Source organism: Fulvitalea axinellae, from assembly GCF_036492835.1.
In the GTDB taxonomy this organism is placed as follows: Bacteria; Bacteroidota; Bacteroidia; order Cytophagales; family Cyclobacteriaceae; genus Fulvitalea; species Fulvitalea axinellae.
On the sequence record NZ_AP025314.1, the window covers coordinates 1,660,033 to 1,684,053 of the forward strand.

Below are 24,021 nucleotides of genomic sequence, written 5' to 3' on the forward strand. Positions count from 1 at the left end.
CTTGTCAATTTTACTGACCCTATAAAGTATTTTCCCTACCCTTTGTTGGATTTGATTTAGTGTGATCGGTGTAAGAACTAGGCTTTTTTTGACAGATCTTGTTGAATGTGATTTTTGATTCGTTAGTCCTTTAATGGCTAGGCAACAAAAAAAGCGGAGTATAAAACTCCGCTTTAAGTATCAATGTCAGTTGACGGATTAGGCGTGGTAGCTATTCAGCATTACAGGCATAATCAGCGTCAGAATATCTTCATTGTCCTCGATTTCCGAAGGAATAATCAGCGCAGCCTTGTTCGGTTGTGACAGCTTGACCGTAATGGTTTCGTTTTCAAGGTTGTTGAGCATTTCGATCAACAGCTTGGCATTGAAGCCGATTTCGATATCTTGGCCGTCATGGTTGCATGTAAGGCTTTCGGTCGCTTCGTTGGAGAATTCAAGGTCTTCCGCCGAAACCTGGATCTGACTGCCGGTGATGCTTAGGCGGACTTGGTTAGTGGTTTTGTTGGCGTAAATAGCGATACGCTTCAACGTACTAAGCAAGTCAAGGCGACTTAATTCGACGAGATTGTCGTTGCTAAGCGGAATTACGTTCTCATAATCCGGGAACTTTTCGTCAATCAAACGACAGATAAGTCTCATGCCTCCGAATTCGAAATGGGCGTTAGAGTCATTGAATTCGATTTTAACGTCTATGTCCTCAGAAGGCAATGTTGAGCGGAGCAGGGTAAGCGACTTTTTCGGGATAATAATCGCTTCGCTGTAACCGGCATTTATGTCGTCTCGCTTGTAACGAACAAGGCGGTGACCGTCGGTGGCTACCATTGTGGCTCCTTCCTCGCCGATACTCATATATACGCCAGTCATCGAAGGACGAAGGTCGTCGTTGCTTACTGCGAAGATGGTGTTGTTGATGGCTCTCGAAAGCGCGTCTGACGAGAATGTCACTGACTGACTGTTCTCAAGCGCGGCGGGCTGAGGGAAATCTGTAGCGTTTTCTCCGGCCAGTTTATAACGACCGTTTTCAGAATTAAGCTCAATGCTGTAAGTTTCTTCCTCAATCGAGAAAGTTACGGGTTGCTCAGGCAGGTTTTTGAGCGTGTCAAGGAGGATTTTGGCGGGAACGGCGATGTTTCCACTCTCTTTTGCCTCAACGTCCATGACAGTGATCATCGAGGTTTGCAAATCCGAAGCAGTGATGGTGAGGGTTCCAGCTTCGCCGTCGATTTCGAAAAGGAAGTTCTCCAATACCGGAACGATTGGGTTGGTGGTAATGGCCCCGTTGATTTGTGTAAGCTGTTTCAGGAGGGCTGATGACGAAACAATGAATTTCATATCTTCAGATTATGTTTTTTTCTATGGTAATAGAGTAGGTCGATTTTACGTAAAATCGAAAATCCCAATCTAAAATTCAACATCAAAACCTAAAATGCAAGCTAATTGGGCAAAATCAAAAAAGCTTGGATGAATAGGCCGTTGCGATTGGTGTCAGTAACCGAGAATCCTTAACACATCTTCGGGTTTCTGCTCTTCCATAAAAAGCTCGGAAGTAAAGGAGCCGTCTTGGGTTTTGTTTATAATAACGTGTTTCGGATTAGGGATTAGGCAATGTTGAAGACCGCCAACTCCGCCAATCGAATCCTGATAAGCGCCAGTATGAAAAAAGCCGATATAAAGTGGCGATTCTTTTGACGTTTTGGGCAGGAATATAGCGTTTACGTGTTGTTCTGCATTGTAAAAATCATCGCTGTCACACGTGAGGCCACCCAAGAGCACACGTTCATATTCTTTGTCCCAATTATTAATAGGGAGCAAAATGAATTTTGAGTTGATAGCCCAGCTGTCGGGAAGGTTGGTCATAAACGAGCTGTCGATCATGTCCCAGCGCTCTCTGTCGTTTTGTCTTTTTTGGGCTTTTATGGAAAATATATGCGCACCGCTTTCGCTTACGGTAAAGGAACCGAATTCGGTGAAAATGTCCGGTTCAGGAACGCCTTCAGCATTGCACATAGTTTTTATCTGATGAATAATCTCATCGACCATGTACTGATAATCGTAAGCGAAGCCGAGCGTGTTTTTTGTTGGGAAACCACCGCCGATGTTCAGCGAATTTAATTCGGGGCAGACTTTCTTCAATTCACAATATACCCTGACGCTTTTCGCAAGTTCGTTCCAATAATAGGCCGAATCGCTGATGCCTGTATTAATGAAGAAATGCAGCATTTTAAGCCTGAACTTCGGGTTGTCCTTCAGCTTTTCTTTGTAAAAAGGGACAATGTCTTGGTAGCCTATGCCAAGTCTAGAAGTGTAAAACGTGAACTTTGGTTCTTCCTCCGAAGCGATTCGAATACCTACGTCACATGGTTTTTGCAGTAAAGGAGCCAAACTGTCAGGCTCCTCAATATTGTCAAATATAGGTACAGTGTTACTGAAACCAGCGTTGATAAGGTTTGCGATATTCCTGATGTAATCAGGCATTTTGAAACCGTTGCAAAGAATGTGATTCGTTTTGCTTATCAATCCTTTTTTGGCCAAAGACTCCACAATATTGATGTCAAACGCCGAGGAGGTTTCTATATGTATGTCATTCTTGAGCGCTTCGCGAAGCACAAAAGAATAGTGAGAGCTTTTCGTACAATAACAATAATAGTATTTCCCCTTGTAGCCTGATTTCCGGATCGCGGTGCCGAAATACTCTTTGGCCCGAAGTATATTTTCCGTGATTTTAGGAAGGTAGGTAACCTTGAGCGGAGATCCGTATTGTTTTACGAGGTCCATCAAAGGGATGTCGTGAAAACGCAACTCATGGTTCGAAACACTGAACTCCGGTTGCGGAAAATCGAATGTTTGTTCGATTAGGTCGATGTACTTGTTTTTCACTTTCTGTCTTAATGAATAATATTGGGTATAACGACCAAATGTAATGGTTGCGGGACGAAAATCCAGCATAGACTTATGATAAAAACGGCGATGAGGACCGGGAGAGGACGGATCTCCCGGTTTTCTTGTTATTCGTTTCTTACAAATACCTTGTATCCCCACGGACCTATAACGATCGGGTTGTCATGCTTAAGCTCTTCGGTTCTTTCGGTAAATATTTCTTTGAAGTCACCGCGCGGGCCGTTTTTGAGTTGGACGGTTTGTTGCTCGGGCGAGAAGTTCAGGACTGTAAGTACCGTATTGTTGTTTTTCGCTCTGGAATAAGCGAACACCTGGTCGGGTAGACTGGTGTGCACCCGCTTAAACTCTCCGCCATAAGCGCCGTTCCACAAGGCGACATTTTCCTTTTTGGCCTGAAATAGCTTTTTGTAAAATTTCTGATACTTATAATCCCCCCAATTTATAGTGTCTTTGTCGAAAAAACGGAGCCTTTTGTTGAGTCCCGCTTCTTGTCCAGAATAAAGCAACGGCATGCCAGGGACAGTAAATGTCATTGTGGCGTAGGTTGATACGGCGTCTCCATAACGTTCGAATACAGTGCCGGCCCAGCTGTTTTCATCGTGGTTTGTGATAAAATTTAACTGATAGGCGGATTGGGGATACCTTTCCCGGTATCTGACAAAGTAGTTGGCTACGCTGTCCAGTGTTTGCGTTTCTACATCGCCTTTGCCTTGCATATTCCATTCTATCTTGGTTGCCCGGCCTTTGGCGTGCGTGTTCATGATGTGGTGGAACTCCCAGCCGTAGTCCAAATCGAACGCTTCCTTAACATATTTCGGATCTTCCCATTCCGCAAGCATAAACACGTGTTTGATCTCGTTCAGTTGCTTACGGCATTCTTCCCAAAAGTCTACGGCCACACCGCCGGCATAATCGCAACGGAACCCGTCCACGTCACACTCTTCGATCCAGAATTTCATTTCGTCAATCATCCATTGGCGGAGTTCTGGGTTCTCATAGTTTAGCGAAACGACATCCGTCCAATCGGGTACAGGAGGTTTCAGGTTTCCGAGGCTGTCGCGTTCAAACCAATTCGGGTGTGCGTCTATCATTTCATGATCCCAAGAAGTGTGGTTAGCCACCCAGTCGAGTATGACATACATTCCTTCGTCATGTATTTGCTTGACAAGATTACGGAATTCGTCCAAAGTTCCGAATTCGGGATTGATGGCCGAATAATCCTGAATAGAATAATAGCTGCCTAACGATCCTTTCCTGTTCACTTTTCCGATTGGTTGCACGGGCATAAACCACACGATCCCGACGCCAAGGTCCTTCAGCCTTGGCACATGTTGGGCAAAAGCCTTGAATGTGCCTTCGGGCGTGTATTGGCGTATATTCACTTCGTACATTCCCAGGTTTTTGCTCCAGCTCGGCTCATGTCCGTGATAAACGACCGAGTCTATGGCGGTATGTTCTTTGATTACCGTTGTGCGGGTTTTGCAAGAAGCGAAGCCCACCAAGGCAATTAGTAGTAACCAAAACGCTTTTTTCATGGTATAATATGGTTGTGTTATTCAATTGCCACTGGAAGGACCAGGACATCCACACACTAAAAACTACACTAGGGTTTGAAAGTTGAAAAGTTTTCGCGAGGTTCGGTTTTTTCTTAATCTAGAAGGCCATGCAGAGAATATTGATCATAGACAAGATGCACGATAGCATCTGTCCTTTATTGGAAGAAGCGGGGTTTCAGCCGGACTATAAGCCGGGAATTAGCAGAGCTGAGATTCTGGAGACGGTTGGGGAATATGAAGGGATGATTGTCCGTAGCAAAACCCCGATTGATAAGGAGCTAATTGATAAAGCCACCAAGCTTGAGTTTGTGGCAAGGGCGGGAGCCGGAGTGGACCAGCTTGATGTGGAGGCTTTGGATGCTCGCGGAATAAAGATTTTGAACGCTCCGGAAGGAAATCGGGATGCGGTGGGAGAGCATGCGCTGGGAGCGTTGCTTTGCCTGTTCAATAATATCATACAATCCGACAGAATGGTGCGCGAAGGCCTTTGGGACCGTGAAGGGAACAGGGGAGTTGAGCTTAAAGGCATGACCGTCGGAATTATCGGTTACGGAAATATGGGCAGGGCTTTCGCCCAAAGGTTGTTGGGCTTCGAGTGTGACGTTTTGGCATATGACCGCTATAAGGTGTCATACGGAGACGCTTTCGCAAAGGAATCGTCACTGGAGGAAATCTTCGAGAAAGCGGACGTGCTGAGTTTGCATACTCCTTTGACAGAGATCACTAGGGACATGGTTGACGCGGAGTTTTTGTCAAAGTTCAAAAAGCCCTTTTATTTCGTGAACTTGGCCAGAGGCGAAGTGGCGATGATGAAACCGCTGAACGACGCTCTGGATCAAGGCCGAATGAAAGGTGCCGTGTTGGACGTGTTGGAAAACGAAAAATTCAAAACTTTCACCTCCGACCAACAAGCCGAATTCGGCAAATTGAGCGCCAGGAACAACGTTGTTTTCACACCTCATGTTGGCGGTTGGACATTCGAGTCTTACGCAAGAATTAACGAAGTCTTGGTGAAAAAAATCAAAAGACTCTACGCGGAGGGCTAAGGCATTTCGGTTTGGGCTTCGTATATTAGCACTCCGAAAGGCGTTGTTTTTGCCGTTTGGCAAAACGAACGATTTCCGTTATATTGGCAGTCAGAGGAGCCGGATCGGCTCCTTAGTTTGTTTGTCCCAAGATGTCAGGGCCCAACTGGCCGTTTTCGGAACGTCGTTTGGAGGAGTTTTTTTCCGGCGCCGCCCGTTTGGCATCAATATTCAATAAACTATCGTAACATTAAATGCCGTAGCGAAGCCGTAGCGCGCTGACGGTAGATTTCTATTGCCCGAACTGATCCGCTTGGATAGGTTCGGAAAAAACCTTAATCGAAAATGGCTAAACTATCATACTACACGGAAGAAGGTCTCAAGAAGCTTAAAGACGAGTTGCAACACCTTAAGACTAAGGGAAGAAGCAAAATCGCCGCTGAAATCGCTGAGGCGAGAGACAAAGGCGACTTGAGCGAAAACGCAGAATATGATGCGGCTAAAGAAGCCCAAGGCTTGTTGGAAATGAAGATCGCTCAGTTGGAGAACACGATCGCCAACGCAAGGGTAATCCGTGAAGGCGACGTGGACACTTCAAAAGTGTCGATGTTGACTAAAGTGACAATCAAAAACGTTAAAATCGGCAAAACGGTTTCTTACACTTTGGTAGCGGAGGAAGAAGCGGATTTGAAAGCGGGAAAAATCTCGATCAAGTCGCCGATCGCCAAAGGCCTGCTGGGCAAGAAAGTGGGGGAATTAGCGACAGTTCAGGCTCCTGCCGGAAGTATTGAATTCGAAATTCTCGAAATCGGAATCTGATAAATGAAACCGGTGACTATAAACGAAAAAGGCCTTCCCGTTCAGGAAGGCCTTTTTCGTTTCTTCTTGTCTAAATGATTACAGTGCGTTCGGGCTTTGTCTCTTCCAGTCGTCAGAAGAGGAAACATGGATTCCGTCTTTTTTGACAAGTAACCAATCCAAGAAAACCTCCTCCCTACAACCCTTAAACTGTTTGCCGCTTTTGCTTACGTAAAAGATCGGATACGAGTGCCCGTATTCTCTTTTGAACTTAACGGGCTTACCGTCGTCGCCTTTGATAAAGCCCCATTCGATATCGAAAGCCTCGGACGAGCAATTTTTCCCTACAACAAAATCGTACTTGAATTTCCCGCTTCCGTCGGCGTTGAGCTGTAAAAATCCCGATTTTTTTCCTTTGTATTTTCCTAAGAATCTAGTCGAGTTGGGTGCTACCGTGCTGATTTTTTTCCCTTCATACACTATTTCCCCTTCTTTCTGCGCGCTTTGTCCGTAAGAGGCAAACGCAATCCCCAAGCCAAGCGCCAGAGACAAAATGGTACGTCTTATCATTATTGGATACCGGTTTTTCTTCGATACTGTTTCGTCGATAAAATTATGTATTCATTTTGCCAGTGACAAGCCTGAAGTTCTCTTATTTTGTACTTTTTTGACTTTGATAAGATGCCCTAATTAAGGTTATATCAATTTTGTAAATAAGGATATTGAAGAAAATAAAGCTATATAAATTGAAGAAAAACCAAAGAGAATTTTTTTCTCTGGAAAATCATATTTACGTTTGTCCCATGAAACCTTTTGCGGAAGAAAGGGTTAAAGACAACTAATGACAAGATTCGAAAACATATCAGCTGGAATGACTCACAACACCGTATGTTGCTGTACGGAGTGTTGTTGCTGTGCCTGTATGGGCATGCGAGACGGCGTTTCAGCGATTTGGGAATAACTATACACGAGCGTATAGAACAAAAAAAGCCCTCGCTGAAGAAGCGGGGGCTTTTTTTATACGTTTAGAATTGAGAATAGAATTTTGGGAGGTACAATATTCGGCGAGGAATGGTTTCAAAGAATAAAATCCTGAAAAGCAAATTGAATTAGATCGCTAGCGAAATATTCTTCGAGAAGAGAAACGAAGTTGAAAAATATGAGAACTCTGAACAACGTAATCGAAATGATGTGTATGTGCTGTTGCCAGGCGTGTTGCGCCATGGTGTGCTGTATGTGTTGCTGTACACAATCGAATCGATATGCGTTTAAGGAGCCGAGCGTTTAGGTAAGTTTTACCGAATGCGAAAAAAGAAGCCTCCGCCGAACGCGGGGGCTTTTTTTGTGCCCGAAAAAGAAACCAGCCATTATTCCGAATATAATTTGCTTTAAAAATACCGATCATGAGCCAGATTTCAGAGGTAGCCAAAAGAGACATCCAACAGTTGCGCCAGCGCATTGTCCAGTTTGAGAAAGGGGAGGTGCCGGAAGAGCGTTTCAAGGCTTTCCGTCTGACCCGCGGGGTATACGGACAGCGCCAGACAGGCGTCCACATGTTCCGGATCAAAGTGCCTTACGGCCGTCTGAACGCCGAGCAGTTGCGTGTGTTGGCGGATCTTTCCGACAAAAACTCAAACGGAAAACTCCACGCCACCACTCGCCAAAACTTCCAGATGCACTACGTGAAGTTGCAGGATACTCCCGCTATGTGGGAAGCTTTGGAAGAAGTGGGAGTGACTACCAAAGAAGCTTGTGGTAATACCGTACGTACCGTTACGGCTAGCCCGTACGCCGGAATTGACCCGAAAGAGCCTTTTGATGTTTCGCCTTACGCCGACGCCGTTACCCAGTTTTTCCTGCGCAACCCGATCTGCCAAGATATGGGACGAAAGGTCAAGATGGCGTTCTCCGCTCATGACGATGATTCCGCCTTTACGTACATCCACGATTTCGGAATGATTCCTCGCGTTCGTGTACAGGACGGGAAAGAGGAACGCGGTTTCCGCGTATTGATCGGTGGAGGGCTGGGTGCCCAAGCGATGATGGCTGTGGAGGCTTTCGATTTCTTGCCTGAAGATGAGCTGATTCCGTTTATCGAAGCTGGGCTGCGGGTGTTTGACCGCTACGGCGAGCGTAAGCGTAGGGAGAAAGCCCGTATGAAATTCTTGCTTGATCCGAAAAGGGGAATCGGTGCCGAAGAGTTTTTGAGATTGGTGGAAGAAGAACGCAAGGCTCTGTCGGCCCATACATTCAAGGTGGAAACTAACCACCCGAAATATGATTACCGGGCGCCGATTAAGCGAGTTCCTTACGAGTTCCCGAACAATAAGGACAAGTTCGAGGCTTGGAGAAAAGAAAACGTATTTGAGCAGAAGCAGACAGGCTTTTTCGCCGTAAAGGTTCGCTTGCGTTTGGGTAACCTTACCTCTGACCAAGCCCGCAAAGTCGCTGATATCGTAGAGTCCGCTACGCTTAACGATTTCCGTGTGACGATAAACCAAGGCTTGTTACTCCGTTTCGCTACAGAGGAGGCTTTGCCTTTCATATTCAACAGGTTGAACGAAGCCGGTTTGGCCGATATTGGTTTCGGGACGTTGGCGGATATCACCGCTTGCCCGGGCACCGATACCTGCAACTTGGGTGTGACAAACAGTACCGATATCAGCTTGGTGTTGGAAGATTTGTTGCGTGAGCGTTACCCTAGCCTGTCTTTGAGTGATCGGATCCATATCAAGATCAGCGGTTGCATGAACTCGTGCGGACAGCACATGGTGGCCGATATCGGATTCCACGGTAGTTCGATCAGAGCTTCGGGCAAAGTGGTGCCGGCGCTTCAGGTAGTGATGGGCGGTGGCGTAGAGGAAGACGGCAAGGCGTTTATAGCCGAGAAAATTATCAAGCTTCCGACCAAGCGTATCCCCAAGGCTTTGACAAAGGTATTGGATAACTATTTGGCGGAAGCCGAAGAAGGTGAGAGCTTCAAGTCTTATTATTATAAAAAAGGCAAAAAGTATTTCTACGAATTGCTGAAGCCTTTGGCCCTGACTACTGACCTGAAACCCGAGGAATACATGGACTGGGGAACCGAGGTCTCGTTTAAGCCGGAAGTGGGCGTAGGCGAATGTGCCGGCGTAAGCTTCGATCTGGTATCGACGATTGTCGGTGATTCGGAAGACCGTTTGGAGCTTGCCGGTGAAGGTCTGGAAGACGGCGTTTGGGCTGATTCCATCTATAACAGCTATTCTTCGATGGTTATCGCCGCAAAGGCTTTGTTACTTGGCGCCGATATCGAAACGAATACACACCGCAAGTTGATCAAGCAATTTGTGGAGGCTTTTGAAGATACGGATTTGTTGAAAGTTGAAGGCGGTTTTGAAGAGTTTGTCTTGAGAATCAATAAACAGGAGCCTTCGGAAGAATTCGCGAATCTTTATTACAACGATGCCCGAAACTTCTTGGCTAAGGTAAAAGATTTCCGTGCCGAACAAGCCAAGAAAGAGAAAGCGGAAGAGGAGAAATTGGTAGTGGACAAATTCTATAGGGCCTAATGATACGAGAACCGAAATTGACACTGGTAGGCGCCGGCCCCGGCGATCCGGAACTGTTGACGCTCAAGGCCGTTAGGATTTTGGCCGACGCCGATGTGGTATTGTACGACGCGCTGATCAACCCCGAAATATTGGGGCATATAAACAAAGGAGCCGAGCGGATTTTCGCAGGAAAGCGTTGTGGAAACCATTATATGACGCAAGACCGCATTAACGAAACCATCGTGCAAAAGGCCCTGGAGGGCAAGCATGTGGTAAGGCTCAAATGCGGTGATCCTTTCGTATTCGGAAGGGGGCATGAGGAATTGGAAGCTGCGAACGAACGCGGTATTCCCACCGAAGTGGTGCTTGGGGTTTCAAGCGTAAGCCTTCCCGGCCTTTACGGCGTACCGTTGACTAGGCGTGGTGTAAACGAAAGCTATTGGGTAGTAACGGCCGTGACCAAAAACGGCGAGGTTTCGAACGATTTGCGTTTGGCCGCGCAGTCCAGCGCGACGGTGGTTATCCTGATGGGATTGAAAAGAATAACCGAAATCATGGACATCTTCGTGACGCAGGGCAAGGCGATGACACCGGCGGCCGTAATCGGAAAAGGCTCGCATCCTGACGGAGAGATTGTCTCCGGCAATGTGGCCACGCTCGCCGAAAAGGTTAAGAACTCCGAAATTCCCGCCCCGGCAATGATCGTAGTGGGAGAAGTGGCCCGAAACGCTTCCGAAGTGCCTTTGGACGGCCTTTATGACGATTATCTCATTGAATCAAAATCTACGGCTTATGGCTGAGCAACATACTGATCGCAATAAACTCTTTCCTGTTTTCCTGAAATTGGACGAACTCAAAGTCCTGATACTTGGAGGCGGGGCCGTGGGGCTTGAGAAGCTCAGCGCCTTATTGAAAAACGATCCTGAAGCGAACGTTCGCTTAGTGGGGCTTACGGTTCAGGACGAAATAAAAACCTTGGGCGAGCGACACCCGAATGTGGAAGTGTTGGTGAAAAAGTTCGGTCTGGAAGATTTTGACGATGTGGACTTGGTAATCTTGGCTACTGACGACCGTGAACTGCACGTACGGGTTAAGAAAATGGCCAAAGCCTACAATCTGTTGGTCAACGTGGCCGACACTCCCGATCTCTGCGATTTCTACCTTGGCTCCACGGTAAGCAAAGGCCCGCTGAAGATAGGAATCTCCACAAACGGCCTTTCGCCGACATTCTCGAAGCGATTCCGCGAACTGCTCGAAGAAGTGCTCCCTGACGAGACACCTAGGCTGATCCGTAGTTTGAACAAAGTACGCGAACGCCTCCGTGGCGATTTCGCTTTCAAAGTGAAGAAGCTGAACGAGTTGACCAGAGGATTGGTGGAGTAAAGCAAAAAATTAAAATACCTCTAAATTCGGAATAAATGGTAAAATCCCGGCGGAACGGCTAACCGTATCCAACCGGGATTTTTGTTTTGTCAAAAGGTCAAGCGCTTAGGCCGGTTCGCCTTCGTTGGCTAGCTTCCTGAGTTGTTTCTCAAGTTCTGTTTCGCCTTTTTCTACAGCCCTAGAAGGTCTAGGGGCGTCATAGTCCACAAGTTTTCCTTCTTTGTCAAAGATCATATAGACGGGAACCCAGTTGACATTCATGTGTCTGTAAAGGCGGTTGTTGAAGCCTTCTTTTACCCGAAATTGGTTATGCTTTGTTTTGGTAAGGTCGAATACGTTCTTCCATACTTTTTCACAATTGTCACCTTTACATTGGTCCAGTGTCAGGTACACGAATGAAACAGGCAAACCATCTAGTTTTTCTTTGAGTATTTTGGAGTAAGGCATAGCAACACGGCACGGCCCGCACCCTAATGACCAAATATCCAAGTACACGGCTTTGCCGGCATGTTGGGCCATTATGTCACCGAATTTATGCTCAACGCCAGCGGTATCTATTACAATAGTTTCTGCAAATTCGGCGTGTAGAGGTTGACCGATCAGGGCTTGTTTTTCCTCATGTTTGTTTTTTGCCGCCAATACGGTTTTCAGTGATAGCGAATCAGTTTTCATTTTCATGAATTTATCAAGTGTCACGCTATCAGGTTGGCCAAAGTCATATCTAGAGTTGATAATGGCGGCCATAAGGTACTCTTGGGATTTCCCTTTGATGGAGTCGTAGACCAAGACATCCCATGCCTCATCATAGCTTAAGGAAGTGTCGGCTTTCATGACATCCTTTCTCTTTTGGAAAAGATAATTACGGAGATCGCCAATGTAGTCTTTCGATTGGATTTTGTCGTCATGAATCCTATTGCTCAAAAGCCCGATAGTAGTGTAAGCCTCCGGGATATCTAGCGAATCCAAAGGTTTCTTAGCGGAATAAGAATAGCGCCTTGGGTAATTGCAAACGATATTTTCGAATTTGACTTGGGTATCAATCTTGAAAAAACTTTGAAACTCTTCACTTAGCTTGGCTTTGTTGGGGTATGCGCTAAGGAAGTCGAGCCTTTTCTTCTTTAGCTCTTCCATTTTCGGTAAAAACTCTTCCAAGTTGAGCTTGCCATTGTTGCTTGGAGCATAGAAGTTTCGGTTCCAAAGTTTAGCCTTTTCAAGCTCATACATAAAGTTGTTTTTTTCCGCTCCCCTGCCAGTAAACTGGATAGTGTCGGCGTCGATGCTGATACTGAAATTATCTTTCGACATTAGGCAGATGTCATGATGGAAATTTCCTGAGCGGATACGTCCAGTAGCTAAGCCATTGACGGGAATCTCGATCTGAAAGTTCGAAGCGCTATCAACTTTTGCGATATGCGAAATTCCCTTTCGGGTAATCGGGTTGTCATTGATGTATTCGAACCGTACCTCTTTAATGTCGCCCGAAAGGATCTTGCCTTTGACGATAGCGAAGCCTTCCTTGCCTTGGGGAGCGGGAGGCTGGCAGGCGATAAACGCGAAAAGCGACATGCAGGCCAAAATGATTTTTTTCATTGCTAAAAGTATTAAAGTTTAAATAATAAAAGGGTATGTAGGTGGAGTGATGTATCCAACAGCTAAAAGATCTTGTAATATACCTTTTTATTTTGAATGATAAGGGGATTGGAAGAAAAGGTGAGAATGGTCGGGGAATTCCCGTTGACTGTATTCTTTACCTCGCTTCTTTCGTCTTTTGGCCGAAAACCAACATGCGGGTTTTGACGAAAACAGTGTGGATTTGTGGCTCTATTTTCCTTTGTTTCTGACTTCGCTATATTGCCTTCGGAAAGGGAAGGCCCTTATGAATCCACGGAGTTTGATTATTCCGTGGATTTTTGCATTAAAAGGAGGTGGTGAAAAGTCCTTAAGGGTTTGACCTGATTCTCTTAAGGGTTTCGGTCAATTCTCTTAACTGTTTTCACAAATTCTCTTAAGCAAAATGGGTGAAACCCTTAAGAGAATTGGCTGATTGTCTTAAGAGATTTGCTCCAAGTGCTTAAGACAATGAATTTAACTGTTAGGAAACGACTGGAAACATGCTTGTCGTGGTAGGGATTTCAGTTTGTTTATCCGATTTTTCTTACTTGACGTGTCTCCGATTTTCCCCTTGGTTTAGGGTAGGGCCAAATAGTTTCATCTAATGGTATAAGAGCCCTCCGAATTGTCTGTGCGGGACTGTATTTTTACTATTGAAGTATTTTTTGTAATTTTTTAAAAGCAAAAGCTTGAAAAAGCCTTTGTACTTTTTGAACTAAGCCTAAACAACAAACAAATAACCCATTATGAAAGAAGTATTTATAGTGAAAGCACTCCGTACGCCCATAGGATCTTTTATGGGAGGCTTGTCGCACCTAAGCGCTACCGAGCTGGGGAGTTTGGCCATAAAGGCTGTACTCGGCGAAGATGGCGCTTTGGCCCCTGAAGTGGACGAGGTGTATATGGGAAACGTAATCTCTGCTAACTTGGGTCAAGCGCCCGCCCGCCAAGCCTCGTTGGGAGCGGGAATATCGCATGACGTACCCTGTACCACCATCAATAAAGTCTGCGCTTCCGGGATGAAGGCCGTAATGACCGGCGCCCAGTCCATTATGTGCGGTATGGCCGACGTAGTGGTAGCCGGCGGAATGGAAAGCATGTCGAACATCCCGTATTATGTGCCGAACGCCCGCAAGGGGTACAAATTCGGAGGAGGCGATTTTGTGGATGGCTTGGTACGCGACGGCCTGCAGGAAGTGTATCACGATATGCCGATGGGCTGTTGCGGAGATCATTTGGCCAAGGAAACGGGTATAAGCAGGGAAGAGCAGGACGCTTACGCCGTGGAATCTTATCGCCGGGCAAAAGAAGCTACCGAATCGGGGCTTTTGACGAAAGAGATAGTGCCCGTGGAAATAAAACCCCGGAAGGGCGATCCGTATATGATGACGGAAGATGAGGAATATAAAAATGTGCGTCTTGAGAAGATTCCCAACCTGCGCCCGGCCTTCGGGAAGGAGGGTACGGTAACCGCAGCCAACGCCTCCACGCTGAATGACGGTGCCGCGGCCCTTTTGCTTATGAGCGCCGAAGCGGTGGAGCGTACCGGAATGAAGCCCATTGCCAAGATTGTCTCCTTCGCTGACGCCGCGCATGAGCCGATTTGGTTCACCACCGCGCCTTCGACGGCTTTGAATAAGGCTTTGGACAGGGCCGGAAAATCCGCTGGCGATATTGATTTTTATGAAATAAACGAGGCATTCTCTGGTGTGGCCATCGCAAACAATAAGCTATTGAGTCTCGATCCCGAAAAGGTTAATGTTTTTGGCGGAGCCGTTTCGTTAGGGCATCCATTAGGCTGTTCCGGCGCTAGAATTCTGGTGACTTTGCTGAATGTACTTTCCAATAAAGACGGAAAATACGGCGCCGCGGGCATCTGTAACGGCGGAGGCGGAGCCTCGGCCATGGTGGTGGAAAAGCTGTAAAAAGCGGAACGTTCAAACGATAAGAAACAAGAAAGGGGCCCGAGAGCCCCTTTTTTCGTTAGTCAATACAGTCTATTGGACCGTTTTGAAGCCTTCTTTTTTCCAAGCCAAGATTCCGCCCTCTACGTTCAAGGCCTTTTTGAATCCCATTTTACGCATCGCTTCCGAAGCGTTTGCGCTCCTACGGCCCGAACGGCAGTAAACATACACGGTTTTGGACTTGTCGAGTTTGCTTACTTTAGCCTTGAACTCATCCGAGTGCCAGTTAATGTTGATGGCGTTTTTCAAGTGTCCGGCCTCATACTCCGCTGGCGTGCGAACATCAAGGAGGATAAACTGTTCCTCGCTGGTGATCTTGGCCTGAAGAGTCTTGATGTCTGTCTCCTTTTCTTGGGCGTTGCTTTGGCAAGATATTGCTAACAATGCGCAGAACAGGCTCAGTATGATCGATTTTCTCATATTGGATTCCGTATTTAGGGAAGCGTTGAACCCCAAGTTCATATGGGTACTCATTTACAACGTTTCCGTTCTATATTGTAATATTGTGGAGTGAAAAGAAGTAAATGACCTGACAGAACAAAGAAAATTAAGTCAGGTGATTATGCTTAGTCTGGCCATGGGAATGACCTAGTGGTCTCTTTGCGTTTTGCTTTTCAAGCTGTACAATATGCCCGCTCCTATAACTCGTCGTCGCTGATGTCTCCCAATTGCGGGCGCAACAGGATCTCCTCCACACAGGCCGAGGGCGAAAGGCTGTGGGATGCCCAGATAACGTCCGCTACGTCGGTTGATTTCATCAGTCTCTCTTCGGGCAGTTCCACGCCGTCCCAGCTCGCCGTTTTAGTGGCGCCGGGCATAATGGCCGTTACCTTTACTCCGTGCGGTTTCATCTCCTCACGAAGCGCTTTGGTCATGCCCAACATAGCGTATTTGCTAATGCAGTAAGAACCTCCGTTGGCGTATGGGGTGATGCTTGCCGTCGAGCAGATATTGAAAATATGCCCGTCTTTCCTCTCGATCATCCCCGAGATAATTCCCCTGGTGATATAGTAAGCGCTGTAAAGGTTCGTGTCGATCATCATTTCCAGACGGCCGTCTTCCTCGTTATGCACCTGTCCGGGAATGTAAACGCCCGTGTTATTGACCAAAGAGACGATTTCCTTTCCTAGGCCATTGACGAAGGAAACGAATTCTACGCATGACTGTTTCTGGGAAAGGTCGGCGCGGAAAGCGTAAATTTCGGCTTCCGGATACTTGTCTCCCAATTCCTTTTTGAGGCTTTCGAGGTCTTCCAGATTGCGTGAGCACGTGGCCGCGGCGTAACCTTCCCGTACAAACCGCTCAATTATTGCCTTACCGATTCCCTTCGTCCCACCGGTAACGACTATCATCTTGTCCATGGTTCTTACAAAAGTTGACGGCGCTTTTATAGTGGCGCCAAGGTGTTATAGGTTGAATATAGAAAGCAAGATAGTGTTTTCACTCATGAAAAAAAGGACAGGAGCCCGTGCCCCTGTCCTTTTTCCTTAATCTCTTTGGCCGATTGATCAGATGCCGGTGTAGTTAGACGGCGTGATTTGCTTGAGCTCGGCCTTTACGGCGTCGTTTACGTCCAGCGTATCGATAAATTCGGCGATAGTTTCGGCCGTAATCTTCGAGTTTACTCGCGTAAGTGCTTTCAACGCTTCATACGGCGATGGGTAAGCTTCGCGACGAAGAATCGTTTGGATAGCCTCGGCCACTACCGCCCAGTTGGCTTCCAGCTCATCGGCGATGGCTTGGCGGTTCAGTTCCAATTTGCCGATGCCTTTCTGCAAAGACTTCAAAGCGATAAGTGCGTGGCCTACTGGAACGCCCACGTTTCTCAAAACGGTAGAGTCCGTAAGGTCTCTTTGGAGGCGTGATATCGGGAGTTTGGCCGAAAGGTGTTCGTACAAAGCGTTGGCAATGCCGAGGTTTCCTTCCGCGTTCTCAAAGTCGATAGGATTCACCTTATGTGGCATAGCCGAGGATCCCACCTCTCCGGCCTTGATCTTCTGTTTGAAGAATTCAGCCGACACATATTGCCAAACGTCGCGGGCGAAGTCGATCAGGATAGTGTTTACGCGCTTGAGGTTATCGAACAACGCAGCCAAGTTATCGTAATGTTCGATCTGCGTAGTCGGGTGACTGCGCACCAAACCAAGGTATTCGCTTACGAATTTGTCGCCGAATTCCTTCCAGTCGTAGTTAGGGTAGGCAACGTGGTGAGCGTTGAAATTGCCCGTCGCTCCGCCGAATTTGGCCGAGTAAGGCACGGTTTCGAGCAATTCGAGCTGGCGTTTTACCCTTTCGGTGAAGACGTGAAGCTCTTTGCCAAGGCGGGTAGGCGAAGCCGGTTGCCCGTGCGTTCTGGCCAACATCGGCACGTCGCCCCATTCGCTGGCGCGGGCCTCGATCATTTCGACCACCGTATCGAGCTCCTTAAGGAACACGTCTTTGATAGCGTCGCGGAGAAGCATCGGCGTGGCCGTGTTGTTAATGTCTTGGGAAGTCAGGCCGAAGTGGATAAACTCCTTGTATTCGGGAATCCCCATCTCGTCGAAACGCTCCTTGATAAAGTACTCCACGGCTTTTACGTCGTGGTTGGTGGTGCGTTCGATGGCTTTGATACTCTCGGCGTCCGCCTCGCTGAAGTTGCGGTAGACGTCGCGGAGCTTTTCGAACAAGGCCTTGTCGAAGTTGGGCAACTGCGGGATCGGGAGCTCGCACAGGGCGATAAAGTACTCGATCTCCACATGCACGCGGTATTTGATCAGGGCGTATTCCGAAAAGTAAGGGGCCAAGGCTTCGGTATGCCTGCGGTACCTGCCGTCTACGGGCGAAATGGCGGTCAGTGAATTGAGGTTCATGAAATAGATGGATTACGTCGTGAAGGCCGGAGCGCCATGGCGGGCGGTATGTTCGGACGTTTCGAAAAAAGGCCCGGACCGCATGGCCTGTCGTTAACCGGCCGACCAGATGGTTTTTTGTTCGTTGCCAAAATTACGAGTAAGGCTTCGGTAAAAGAAACCGGAGGGAGATTTTTTGACAAAAGAGACGAAGTCGCCCGCGAAACCTCCCGTCCTTGATGAAAAAATGCCTCGAAACCACCTCTGTTTTCACCCAATATTAGGCGGGTGGTCTTGTGTTCAGAATAATATTCTGTTTTGTCGAGATCCTAAGTCCAATACTTTAGTAAGATTGGGCAGTGCAGAATTTTCTCTATTATGGATGTGTCAAACATGACAAAAGTCATTTTGTATAAGAGGGCTAGATCATAACTTGTAAGAGATTCAGTCAAGGACTAAAAACTTTTTCCTATGGAAGACATGAATATGGCGCTCACTCTTATGGCAGTGGGAATGACGACCGTTTTTTTGATGCTATTCCTGGTAGTGACCGGAGGCAACGCGATTATCGCGTTTGTCAACAGGTTTGTGCCTGAGGAAGAAGCCAAGGTTAAGCCTGCTTTGTCGGGGGCTAAGGGAAGCTCCGCAACCTCTGCTCTGGACGATATTCGCAAGATGGCGGTACTAACGGCCGCCGTACAGCAAGTAACCCAGGGACGGGGACGGATAACCAAAGTGGAGATAAGAAAGTAACGAGAAAACGACCGACCTACGCCAAGGCCGGTTTTTTTGTGGCTTGTTATAAGCCGGCAGGGGCGCCAAGGTGGCGCTCCGGTGATTTTGTTGAAAGGGAATTTTTTAAGAAATAGACATTGATTATGGCAAGAGAAATCAAGTTTAGCCTTGTCTACCGCGATATGTGGCAGTCGTCGGGCAAGTACGTACCCAGAGTTGACCAGTTGGTAAAAGTTGCGCCCCACATTGTGGATATGGGATGCTTTGCCAGGGTGGAAACGAACGGGGGCGGTTTTGAGCAGGTAAACCTGCTTTTTGGTGAAAACCCCAACAAGGCGGTTAGGGACTGGACTCAACCTTTCAACGACGCGGGCATACAAACGCACATGCTTGAGCGCGCGCTCAACGCTTTGCGCATGAGTCCCGTGCCGGCCGACGTGCGAAAGCTCATGTTCAAGGTGAAGAAACAGCAGGGAACAGACATCGCGCGGTCTTTTTGCGGGCTTAACGATACAAGAAACATCAAGGACTCCATCCGCTACGCTAAGGAAGGCGGAATGATTGCGCAGGCTACTTTGGCCCTTACCTACTCGAAGGTACATACGGTAGATTACTACGTGAATATGGCCGACGAGCTGATACAGGCCGGCGCGGATGAGATCTGTCTTAAGGATATGGCGGGCGTGGGACGTCCCGTGACCTTGGGCAAGATCACCAGGGGCATTAAGGAAATGCATCCGGAGGTGGTGATTCAGTACCACGGTCACTCCGGACCGGGATTTACGCCGGCTTCCGTACTGGAAGTAGCCAGGGCTGGTGCCGATTATATAGACGTGGGTATGGAGCCTTTGTCGTGGGGTACGGGCCATGCCGACCTTCTTACCGTGCACGAGATCCTTCGTGACGCCGGATTCAAGGTGCCGGACATCAATATGAAGGCCTACATGAAGGTGCGGACCCTGACGCAGGAGTTCGTTGACGACTTCTTGGGGCTTTATATCAACCCGAAGAACCGCCACATGAACTCGTTGCTTATCGGGCCGGGCTTGCCGGGCGGTATGATGGGCTCGTTGATGGCCGATTTGGAAAGTAACCTGAACAGTGTAAACAAGTGGAAAAAGAAAAACGGGAAGCCTGAGATCAGTCAGGACGACCTGTTGATCAAGCTCTTTGACGAGGTGGAATACATCTGGCCGAAGCTTGGTTACCCGCCTTTGGTTACGCCGTTTAGCCAATACGTCAAGAACTTGGCGATGTTCAACGTGATGGCCATGGAAAAAGGCAAGGAGCGTTGGTCTATGATCGCCGACAATATCTGGGACATGATCCTTGGCAAATCAGGTAAGTTGCCGGGCCCGGTGGCGCCGGAACTTGTGAATTTGGCCAAAGAGCAGGGACGCGAGTTCTTCGAGGGCGTACCGGCAGAGCTTTACCCCGACGACTTGGACACTTTCCGTCAGGAGATGGACAAGAACGGATGGGACTACGGACAGGACGACGAGGAGCTTTTGGAACTTGCCCTGCATCCGGAGCAGTACCGCGCTTATAAGTCAGGCAAAGCCAAAGGCGACTTTGAGGCCGATATAGCCAAGCGTAAAGCGGAAAAAGAGGCTCCTGTAGCCAAAGCCGAGCCTACGCCGACACCTGCGGTAGCCGACCTTTCGCCAAAAACGATGAATATCAGCGTAAACGGCGAGGTGTTCAAAGTACACGTGTCTTACGACGAAAACGGACAACCGGAGGCCGCTCCGGCTCCTGTGGCCGAGGCTCCGGCCGCAGCGCCAGTGGCGGTGGAAGGCAAGGAGGTGATCGCGCCGATCGAAGGAACCTTCTTCCTGACCAAACCGAACGCTGGCACTGCCGTAAAGGTGGGCGACCAAGTGAAAAAAGGAGACGTGATCTGCTACGTTGAGTCGATGAAAGTATACAACGCCGTTACGGCCGAGCACGACGGTGTAGTGCAACAGATCGTGCCTTCGGACGGTGCGGACGTTGACGAGGACGACGTGTTGCTGGTAGTCGGATAAGGCGCAACTACTGGCGCTTGCTTTGGCCGGGGCCCGTGGGCCGTCGGCTAAGCTGACTTATCACGACTTTTTCATCACGGGCGGACGCCTCCCCGCTGGGAGGGCGCCCGCCGTAACCGTTTTTCTCTATGGATATTTTAGATAAACTGTTCGATATGACGGCCCTTGGCCAGCTGTCCGGCAGTCCGGGGACATGGATCATGATCGTCGTCGGGTTGGGACTGTTGTACTTGGGCATCGTAAAGGAGTATGAACCGCTACTGCTGGTTCCTATCGCTTTCGGCGTTATTCTGGCCAATTCGTTGGGTAGCGGCTTGGGTATAGTGCCCTCCACGCCGGAGATAGAACACATGACTCTGCTGGAAATAGCCAAGCACCACGGCATACTCAACTTTCTGTACTACGCCCTGATCAAGACCGGATTCCTTCCGCCTATCATCTTTATGGGGGTAGGGGCGCTTACCGACTTCGGCCCTATGCTGAGGAACCTTCGTTTGGCATTCTTCGGAGCGGCCGCGCAGATAGGTATCTTCACCGTAGTGTTGGCGGCGGTGGCCATGGGCTTTACGCTCAAAGAGGCCGCTTCGTTGGGTATCATCGGCGGTGCCGACGGGCCTACGGCCATCTACACTACCATCATGTTGGCTCCTCACTTACTAGGTCCCATCGCTATAGCCGCGTACTCTTATATGGCATTGGTGCCTGTGATCATTCCTTTGGTCGCAAGGCTTACGATGACCAAAGAGGAGTACCTGATCAATATGAAGCAACAGGACAAGAAATACCCCAGCGCAAAACCCATAAAGAACCTGCGGGTAGCCAAGATTCTGTTCCCACTGGTGACGGGCGGTATAGTGGCCATTTTGGTCCCTTCAGCCGTGCCTTTGGTGGGTATGTTGCTTTTCGGTAACCTGATCAAGGAAGTGGGCGCCAATACCGGACGCCTCAAAGACGCCGCTACGGGCGCCATTATGAATTCGGCCACGATATTCCTGGGCCTTACCGTAGGCGCCACCATGACGGCCGATACCTTCCTTAATATGAAAACGTTGGGCATTATCGTAGGCGGGTTCCTTGCTTTCGCGATTTCCATCGCTGGCGGAATCTTCGCGGTGAAGGCCTATAACCTTTTCGCCAAGAAGAAAATCAATCCGCTGATAGGTGCTACCGGCCTTAGCGCCGTGCCTATGGCCTCGAGGGTGGCCAACGACATAGCGCTGAAACACGACCCAAGGAACCATATCCTGCAATACGCTATGGCTTCCAACATCTCGGGCGTGATCGGTTCAGCTGTGGCCGCGGGTGTTTTGATATCGTTCTTAAGTTAGTAAGAGACTGGGTAAATATCTTGGGTTTGTGGCCTTGGTATTACACCGAGCAAGCATAACAGGATTTCCCAGATATCGTTACTCTGTTAGGAAGGCTTCCGGATTTTGTTCCGGAGGCCTTTTTTGTGTCTTATATCCGCAGGAAAATGGGGATAAGCCCTGATTTTTCCGTTTTCGGAAGGCTCTTTTTGGGATTTAGGACCTGTCCTAAAGTAAAAATGGAAGTGTCCTCACTTACGAAAGGACTTGTCCTTTTGTTGGTTAGGACCTTTCGTTTTGGGCTTAGCGTTGGCCGAAAATCTTTTTGTCTTTAATCTTGGCCCTGATCTTACGCCTTGCGTTCCTCGTTTTCCGGTGACCGAACAAGTGCCGGGTAGGGGTTAGGAGGGTAACCGCACCTGTGAGATGGCCTGCGTGGCCGAGAACTCTTCCATGGCCAGAAGTAGCTCTCCGACTATCTGGACATATTCTTCCGTATGGTCGATCAGGTTTGTTTTGGGCGGAGACATGTTCTTTGCCCTTTCCCGGAAGTTTTCTTCCAACATATTCCAGTCGGCCATATCCAAAAAAGAAAAGGTCAGTAACATCTGCTTGAGCGGTTCGGAAAATCTTTGGTAGTAAGCTATTACTTCCTCCATGCGGTCGTATTGATTGTCGAAAGTAAGGACAAAAGAAGCCATATCCTGTGCCGATGCGAATTGGTCTATAAAGAAAGAGCCGGTCTCTGTGTCCATTTCGTCTTCCTTGAGCCGTAGCCATGCCCTTAGGTTCTCGAAGATAAGCAGGATGTCAGGGGCCAATTCCCTGACAATACTTATGATTTGGTTTGTGAAGTAGTAAGCTACCGTGAAATACTCCAGCTTGTGCATGTCGAGATAAGCCAAGCCAAGACGCTTTAGGGCCAATAGCCCGGCCAGTTGAAAGGCGGAAAACTTATCGGTGTCCTCGGGCTTGGGGACCAAAGCCGGGTTGATCAGTAATGAGGGGCGGGCACGGTGAAGCTGTTGGCTCATGGACTTGTTGGTGGCGGTAAGTAAGAAATCCCGGTTATGGACGGCGTCGGCCGACAGTTTTGTTTGGCTATGGCGCACTAGTCCCGAGGCCCTTTTGCCCGCCGCTTCCTTGTAGCGGCCCGTTTTGCGCCCTTGTCTTTGTGCCGCCCCTACAATGAATTTCGCTCCGCGCTTCAACTGATCTTTGAATTGCTGGGCCTTATCGACTATTTCCTCGCCGTGTTTCATCTTGATGGAACGCTCGTTTCTTATTAAAAGCTTGAAGTAAACCATTACACGTTTCAGCTGTGTGTCGTCCAGTTGGTCTAGCGATACGGTATCCACCGCCTCGTGAAGGTTTTCCACATCCAGCATCTGTTGCCATTCCTTTAGTGGGTCGTCTTCCGCTACGGCGTCTTCCGGACCTGTAGGTGCTTTTGTGGTGGCCGGCGAGCCGTGGTGGTCTCCGCCTTTTCCGCGCTTCTTTTTCTTTTTGGACCTTCCGCCTGTTCTGGGCAAAGGTGTCGCTTTGGGCGAGGCCCCGTGTGGTGTGGCCGTTTCCTCGGGCTCTTCTTCCGGTGCGGTAACTGGCGCATCTGTTACAACGCCAGCTTCTTTGTCGGAAAAAGCGGGGTCGGATTGTTCTTCGGGATGTGGCAAAGAAACCGAAGGCGGAAGGGGTGCGGACTTAGTGGAGGCATGCTTTTGGGGAATACGTCCGAAGCAATCCGTGAAGACAAAGGGCAGGTTGGCCTCGTCTACCCATTTTTGAATGGAAGGCAATATGTCCTCTAGGTTCCGATAAGCCCTTTTCGCCTCGAATTGGCCGTTTCCCCGGTCGTAAAACACCAGGCGGGGCGAGTCTTTGGCAGGCGAGTAATGTGCTTGGGAAAGGTGTACGTGTACGGATTCCCCTTTGTTGCCGAACTCGAAATGAGTTTGGTCGATATCCAGCGTAAGGTGTGGGTAGCCGTAAGTGGCGGGCAGTATTATGGCGTGGCGCAGAGAGCTGACGAAAAACTTGACCCCGTCTCGGTTGCGTTTCTCCAGCCCTTTTCTCCATTCAGACTTGTCGAACCGGTAGCGGATCATCTGCAAAGGGGCGTTCCGGCCGAGTCCTTGGCTTCCGGAGGAAGGCTCCTGTTGTCTGTTATGTTGTTGTTTTCGGTTGGAAAAGACCACTGCTTTCAAAAAATGGGACACAGTGTGTTTTCGCAAGAATCGGGCCTTTGAAGGGTGACCGTGCCGAGTGTTTTTGTTTACGGTAGGCTTATTGTCGGAATAGGGAGCCGTTGAGTTTTTCAAGGTGCTTTGGCGGAATGGTTTTTGAAAAGGGGATAAGG

Annotated in this window: 18 protein-coding genes; 9 read left to right on the plus strand and 9 right to left on the minus strand. The window is 48.5% G+C overall.

Annotated features, from left to right (window positions below; all coding sequences use genetic code 11):
• Window positions 1–198: 198 nt before the first annotated feature.
• The 3 genes from dnaN to AABK39_RS06750 all read right to left on the minus strand — a co-directional run bounded on the left by dnaN (window position 199) and on the right by AABK39_RS06750 (window position 4,433).
• On the minus strand, window positions 199–1,332 hold the full coding sequence (gene dnaN / locus AABK39_RS06740) for a DNA polymerase III subunit beta (RefSeq protein ID WP_338394153.1): 1,134 nt from the start codon (window positions 1,330–1,332) through the stop codon (window positions 199–201).
• 153 nt (window positions 1,333–1,485) lie between these two features.
• Window positions 1,486–2,946 carry a type III PLP-dependent enzyme domain-containing protein gene (locus AABK39_RS06745; protein WP_338394154.1) on the minus strand — a complete coding sequence of 487 codons (1,461 nt, stop codon included), beginning with the start codon at window positions 2,944–2,946 and terminating at the stop codon, window positions 1,486–1,488.
• A gap of 59 nt (window positions 2,947–3,005) precedes the next feature.
• Window positions 3,006–4,433, minus strand: coding sequence for an alpha-amylase family glycosyl hydrolase (locus AABK39_RS06750; RefSeq protein WP_338394155.1), 1,428 nt, complete (start codon window positions 4,431–4,433; stop codon window positions 3,006–3,008).
• Window positions 4,434–4,561: 128 nt separating this feature from the next.
• Between AABK39_RS06750 and AABK39_RS06755 the strand changes: the two genes are divergently transcribed.
• Both AABK39_RS06755 and greA read left to right on the plus strand, forming a co-directional pair.
• Entirely contained in the window at window positions 4,562–5,500 is a 939-nt protein-coding gene (locus AABK39_RS06755; RefSeq protein ID WP_338394156.1) for a 2-hydroxyacid dehydrogenase, read from the plus strand.
• Between the two features lie 324 nt (window positions 5,501–5,824).
• Entirely contained in the window at window positions 5,825–6,298 is a 474-nt protein-coding gene (greA, locus tag AABK39_RS06760; protein WP_338394157.1) for a transcription elongation factor GreA, read from the plus strand.
• 78 nt (window positions 6,299–6,376) lie between these two features.
• Here the strand turns inward: greA and AABK39_RS06765 are convergent, their stop codons facing one another.
• On the minus strand, window positions 6,377–6,847 hold the full coding sequence (locus tag AABK39_RS06765; protein ID WP_338394158.1) for a hypothetical protein: 471 nt from the start codon (window positions 6,845–6,847) through the stop codon (window positions 6,377–6,379).
• A gap of 833 nt (window positions 6,848–7,680) precedes the next feature.
• Between AABK39_RS06765 and AABK39_RS06770 the strand changes: the two genes are divergently transcribed.
• The 3 genes from AABK39_RS06770 to AABK39_RS06780 are packed head-to-tail and all read left to right on the plus strand — an operon-like array spanning window position 7,681 to window position 11,190.
• Complete coding sequence (locus AABK39_RS06770) at window positions 7,681–9,825, plus strand: HEPN domain-containing protein (RefSeq protein ID WP_338394159.1); 2,145 nt, start codon at window positions 7,681–7,683, stop codon at window positions 9,823–9,825.
• Window positions 9,825–10,607 (plus strand): uroporphyrinogen-III C-methyltransferase, encoded by a 783-nt coding sequence (gene cobA, locus AABK39_RS06775; protein WP_338394160.1) that lies wholly within the window; start codon window positions 9,825–9,827, stop codon window positions 10,605–10,607. The genes AABK39_RS06770 and cobA overlap by 1 nt, the downstream gene beginning before the upstream one ends.
• On the plus strand, window positions 10,600–11,190 hold the full coding sequence (locus AABK39_RS06780; RefSeq protein WP_338394161.1) for a precorrin-2 dehydrogenase/sirohydrochlorin ferrochelatase family protein: 591 nt from the start codon (window positions 10,600–10,602) through the stop codon (window positions 11,188–11,190). The genes cobA and AABK39_RS06780 overlap by 8 nt, the downstream gene beginning before the upstream one ends.
• A 105-nt stretch (window positions 11,191–11,295) precedes the next feature.
• Here the strand turns inward: AABK39_RS06780 and AABK39_RS06785 are convergent, their stop codons facing one another.
• Window positions 11,296–12,780, minus strand: coding sequence for a TlpA family protein disulfide reductase (locus AABK39_RS06785; RefSeq protein WP_338394162.1), 1,485 nt, complete (start codon window positions 12,778–12,780; stop codon window positions 11,296–11,298).
• 767 nt (window positions 12,781–13,547) lie between these two features.
• On the opposite strand from AABK39_RS06785, the gene AABK39_RS06790 reads away from it, so the two are divergent.
• Complete coding sequence (locus AABK39_RS06790; protein WP_338394163.1) at window positions 13,548–14,726, plus strand: acetyl-CoA C-acyltransferase; 1,179 nt, start codon at window positions 13,548–13,550, stop codon at window positions 14,724–14,726.
• 72 nt (window positions 14,727–14,798) lie between these two features.
• On the opposite strand, the gene AABK39_RS06795 is transcribed toward AABK39_RS06790, so the two are convergent.
• The 3 genes from AABK39_RS06795 to purB form a co-directional block, all read right to left on the minus strand.
• On the minus strand, window positions 14,799–15,239 hold the full coding sequence (locus tag AABK39_RS06795) for a rhodanese-like domain-containing protein (RefSeq protein WP_338394164.1): 441 nt from the start codon (window positions 15,237–15,239) through the stop codon (window positions 14,799–14,801).
• A gap of 164 nt (window positions 15,240–15,403) precedes the next feature.
• Window positions 15,404–16,126, minus strand: a complete 723-nt coding sequence (locus AABK39_RS06800; protein ID WP_338394165.1) for an SDR family oxidoreductase — start codon at window positions 16,124–16,126, stop codon at window positions 15,404–15,406.
• 147 nt (window positions 16,127–16,273) lie between these two features.
• A complete protein-coding gene (gene purB, locus AABK39_RS06805; protein WP_338394166.1) occupies window positions 16,274–17,617 on the minus strand; it encodes an adenylosuccinate lyase in 1,344 nt (447 codons plus the stop codon).
• A gap of 450 nt (window positions 17,618–18,067) precedes the next feature.
• On the opposite strand from purB, the gene AABK39_RS06810 reads away from it, so the two are divergent.
• The 3 genes from AABK39_RS06810 to AABK39_RS06820 all read left to right on the plus strand — a co-directional run bounded on the left by AABK39_RS06810 (window position 18,068) and on the right by AABK39_RS06820 (window position 21,686).
• Window positions 18,068–18,349: an OadG family protein gene (locus tag AABK39_RS06810; RefSeq protein WP_338394167.1), complete on the plus strand. Its 282-nt coding sequence runs from the start codon at window positions 18,068–18,070 to the stop codon at window positions 18,347–18,349.
• A 125-nt stretch (window positions 18,350–18,474) separates the two neighbouring features.
• Window positions 18,475–20,358, plus strand: coding sequence for a biotin/lipoyl-containing protein (locus AABK39_RS06815; RefSeq protein WP_338394168.1), 1,884 nt, complete (start codon window positions 18,475–18,477; stop codon window positions 20,356–20,358).
• Window positions 20,359–20,486: 128 nt separating this feature from the next.
• Window positions 20,487–21,686, plus strand: coding sequence for a sodium ion-translocating decarboxylase subunit beta (locus AABK39_RS06820; RefSeq protein ID WP_338394169.1), 1,200 nt, complete (start codon window positions 20,487–20,489; stop codon window positions 21,684–21,686).
• A gap of 380 nt (window positions 21,687–22,066) precedes the next feature.
• Here the strand turns inward: AABK39_RS06820 and AABK39_RS06825 are convergent, their stop codons facing one another.
• Window positions 22,067–23,896, minus strand: coding sequence for a hypothetical protein (locus tag AABK39_RS06825; protein WP_338394170.1), 1,830 nt, complete (start codon window positions 23,894–23,896; stop codon window positions 22,067–22,069).
• Window positions 23,897–24,021 lie beyond the last annotated feature (125 nt).

Excerpts from the sequence above, each read along its gene's own strand:
- dnaN (WP_338394153.1), bottom strand. The coding sequence starts at position 1,332 with ATGAAATTCATTGTTTCGTCATCAGCCCTCCTGAAACAGCTTACACAA.
- AABK39_RS06745 (WP_338394154.1), bottom strand. The coding sequence starts at position 2,946 with ATGCTGGATTTTCGTCCCGCAACCATTACATTTGGTCGTTATACCCAA.
- AABK39_RS06750 (WP_338394155.1), bottom strand. The coding sequence starts at position 4,433 with ATGAAAAAAGCGTTTTGGTTACTACTAATTGCCTTGGTGGGCTTCGCT.
- AABK39_RS06755 (WP_338394156.1), top strand. The coding sequence starts at position 4,562 with ATGCAGAGAATATTGATCATAGACAAGATGCACGATAGCATCTGTCCT.
- greA (WP_338394157.1), top strand. The coding sequence starts at position 5,825 with ATGGCTAAACTATCATACTACACGGAAGAAGGTCTCAAGAAGCTTAAA.
- AABK39_RS06765 (WP_338394158.1), bottom strand. The coding sequence starts at position 6,847 with ATGATAAGACGTACCATTTTGTCTCTGGCGCTTGGCTTGGGGATTGCG.
- AABK39_RS06770 (WP_338394159.1), top strand. The coding sequence starts at position 7,681 with ATGAGCCAGATTTCAGAGGTAGCCAAAAGAGACATCCAACAGTTGCGC.
- cobA (WP_338394160.1), top strand. The coding sequence starts at position 9,825 with ATGATACGAGAACCGAAATTGACACTGGTAGGCGCCGGCCCCGGCGAT.
- AABK39_RS06780 (WP_338394161.1), top strand. The coding sequence starts at position 10,600 with ATGGCTGAGCAACATACTGATCGCAATAAACTCTTTCCTGTTTTCCTG.
- AABK39_RS06785 (WP_338394162.1), bottom strand. The coding sequence starts at position 12,780 with ATGAAAAAAATCATTTTGGCCTGCATGTCGCTTTTCGCGTTTATCGCC.
- AABK39_RS06790 (WP_338394163.1), top strand. The coding sequence starts at position 13,548 with ATGAAAGAAGTATTTATAGTGAAAGCACTCCGTACGCCCATAGGATCT.
- AABK39_RS06795 (WP_338394164.1), bottom strand. The coding sequence starts at position 15,239 with ATGAGTACCCATATGAACTTGGGGTTCAACGCTTCCCTAAATACGGAA.
- AABK39_RS06800 (WP_338394165.1), bottom strand. The coding sequence starts at position 16,126 with ATGGACAAGATGATAGTCGTTACCGGTGGGACGAAGGGAATCGGTAAG.
- purB (WP_338394166.1), bottom strand. The coding sequence starts at position 17,617 with ATGAACCTCAATTCACTGACCGCCATTTCGCCCGTAGACGGCAGGTAC.
- AABK39_RS06810 (WP_338394167.1), top strand. The coding sequence starts at position 18,068 with ATGGAAGACATGAATATGGCGCTCACTCTTATGGCAGTGGGAATGACG.
- AABK39_RS06815 (WP_338394168.1), top strand. The coding sequence starts at position 18,475 with ATGGCAAGAGAAATCAAGTTTAGCCTTGTCTACCGCGATATGTGGCAG.
- AABK39_RS06820 (WP_338394169.1), top strand. The coding sequence starts at position 20,487 with ATGGATATTTTAGATAAACTGTTCGATATGACGGCCCTTGGCCAGCTG.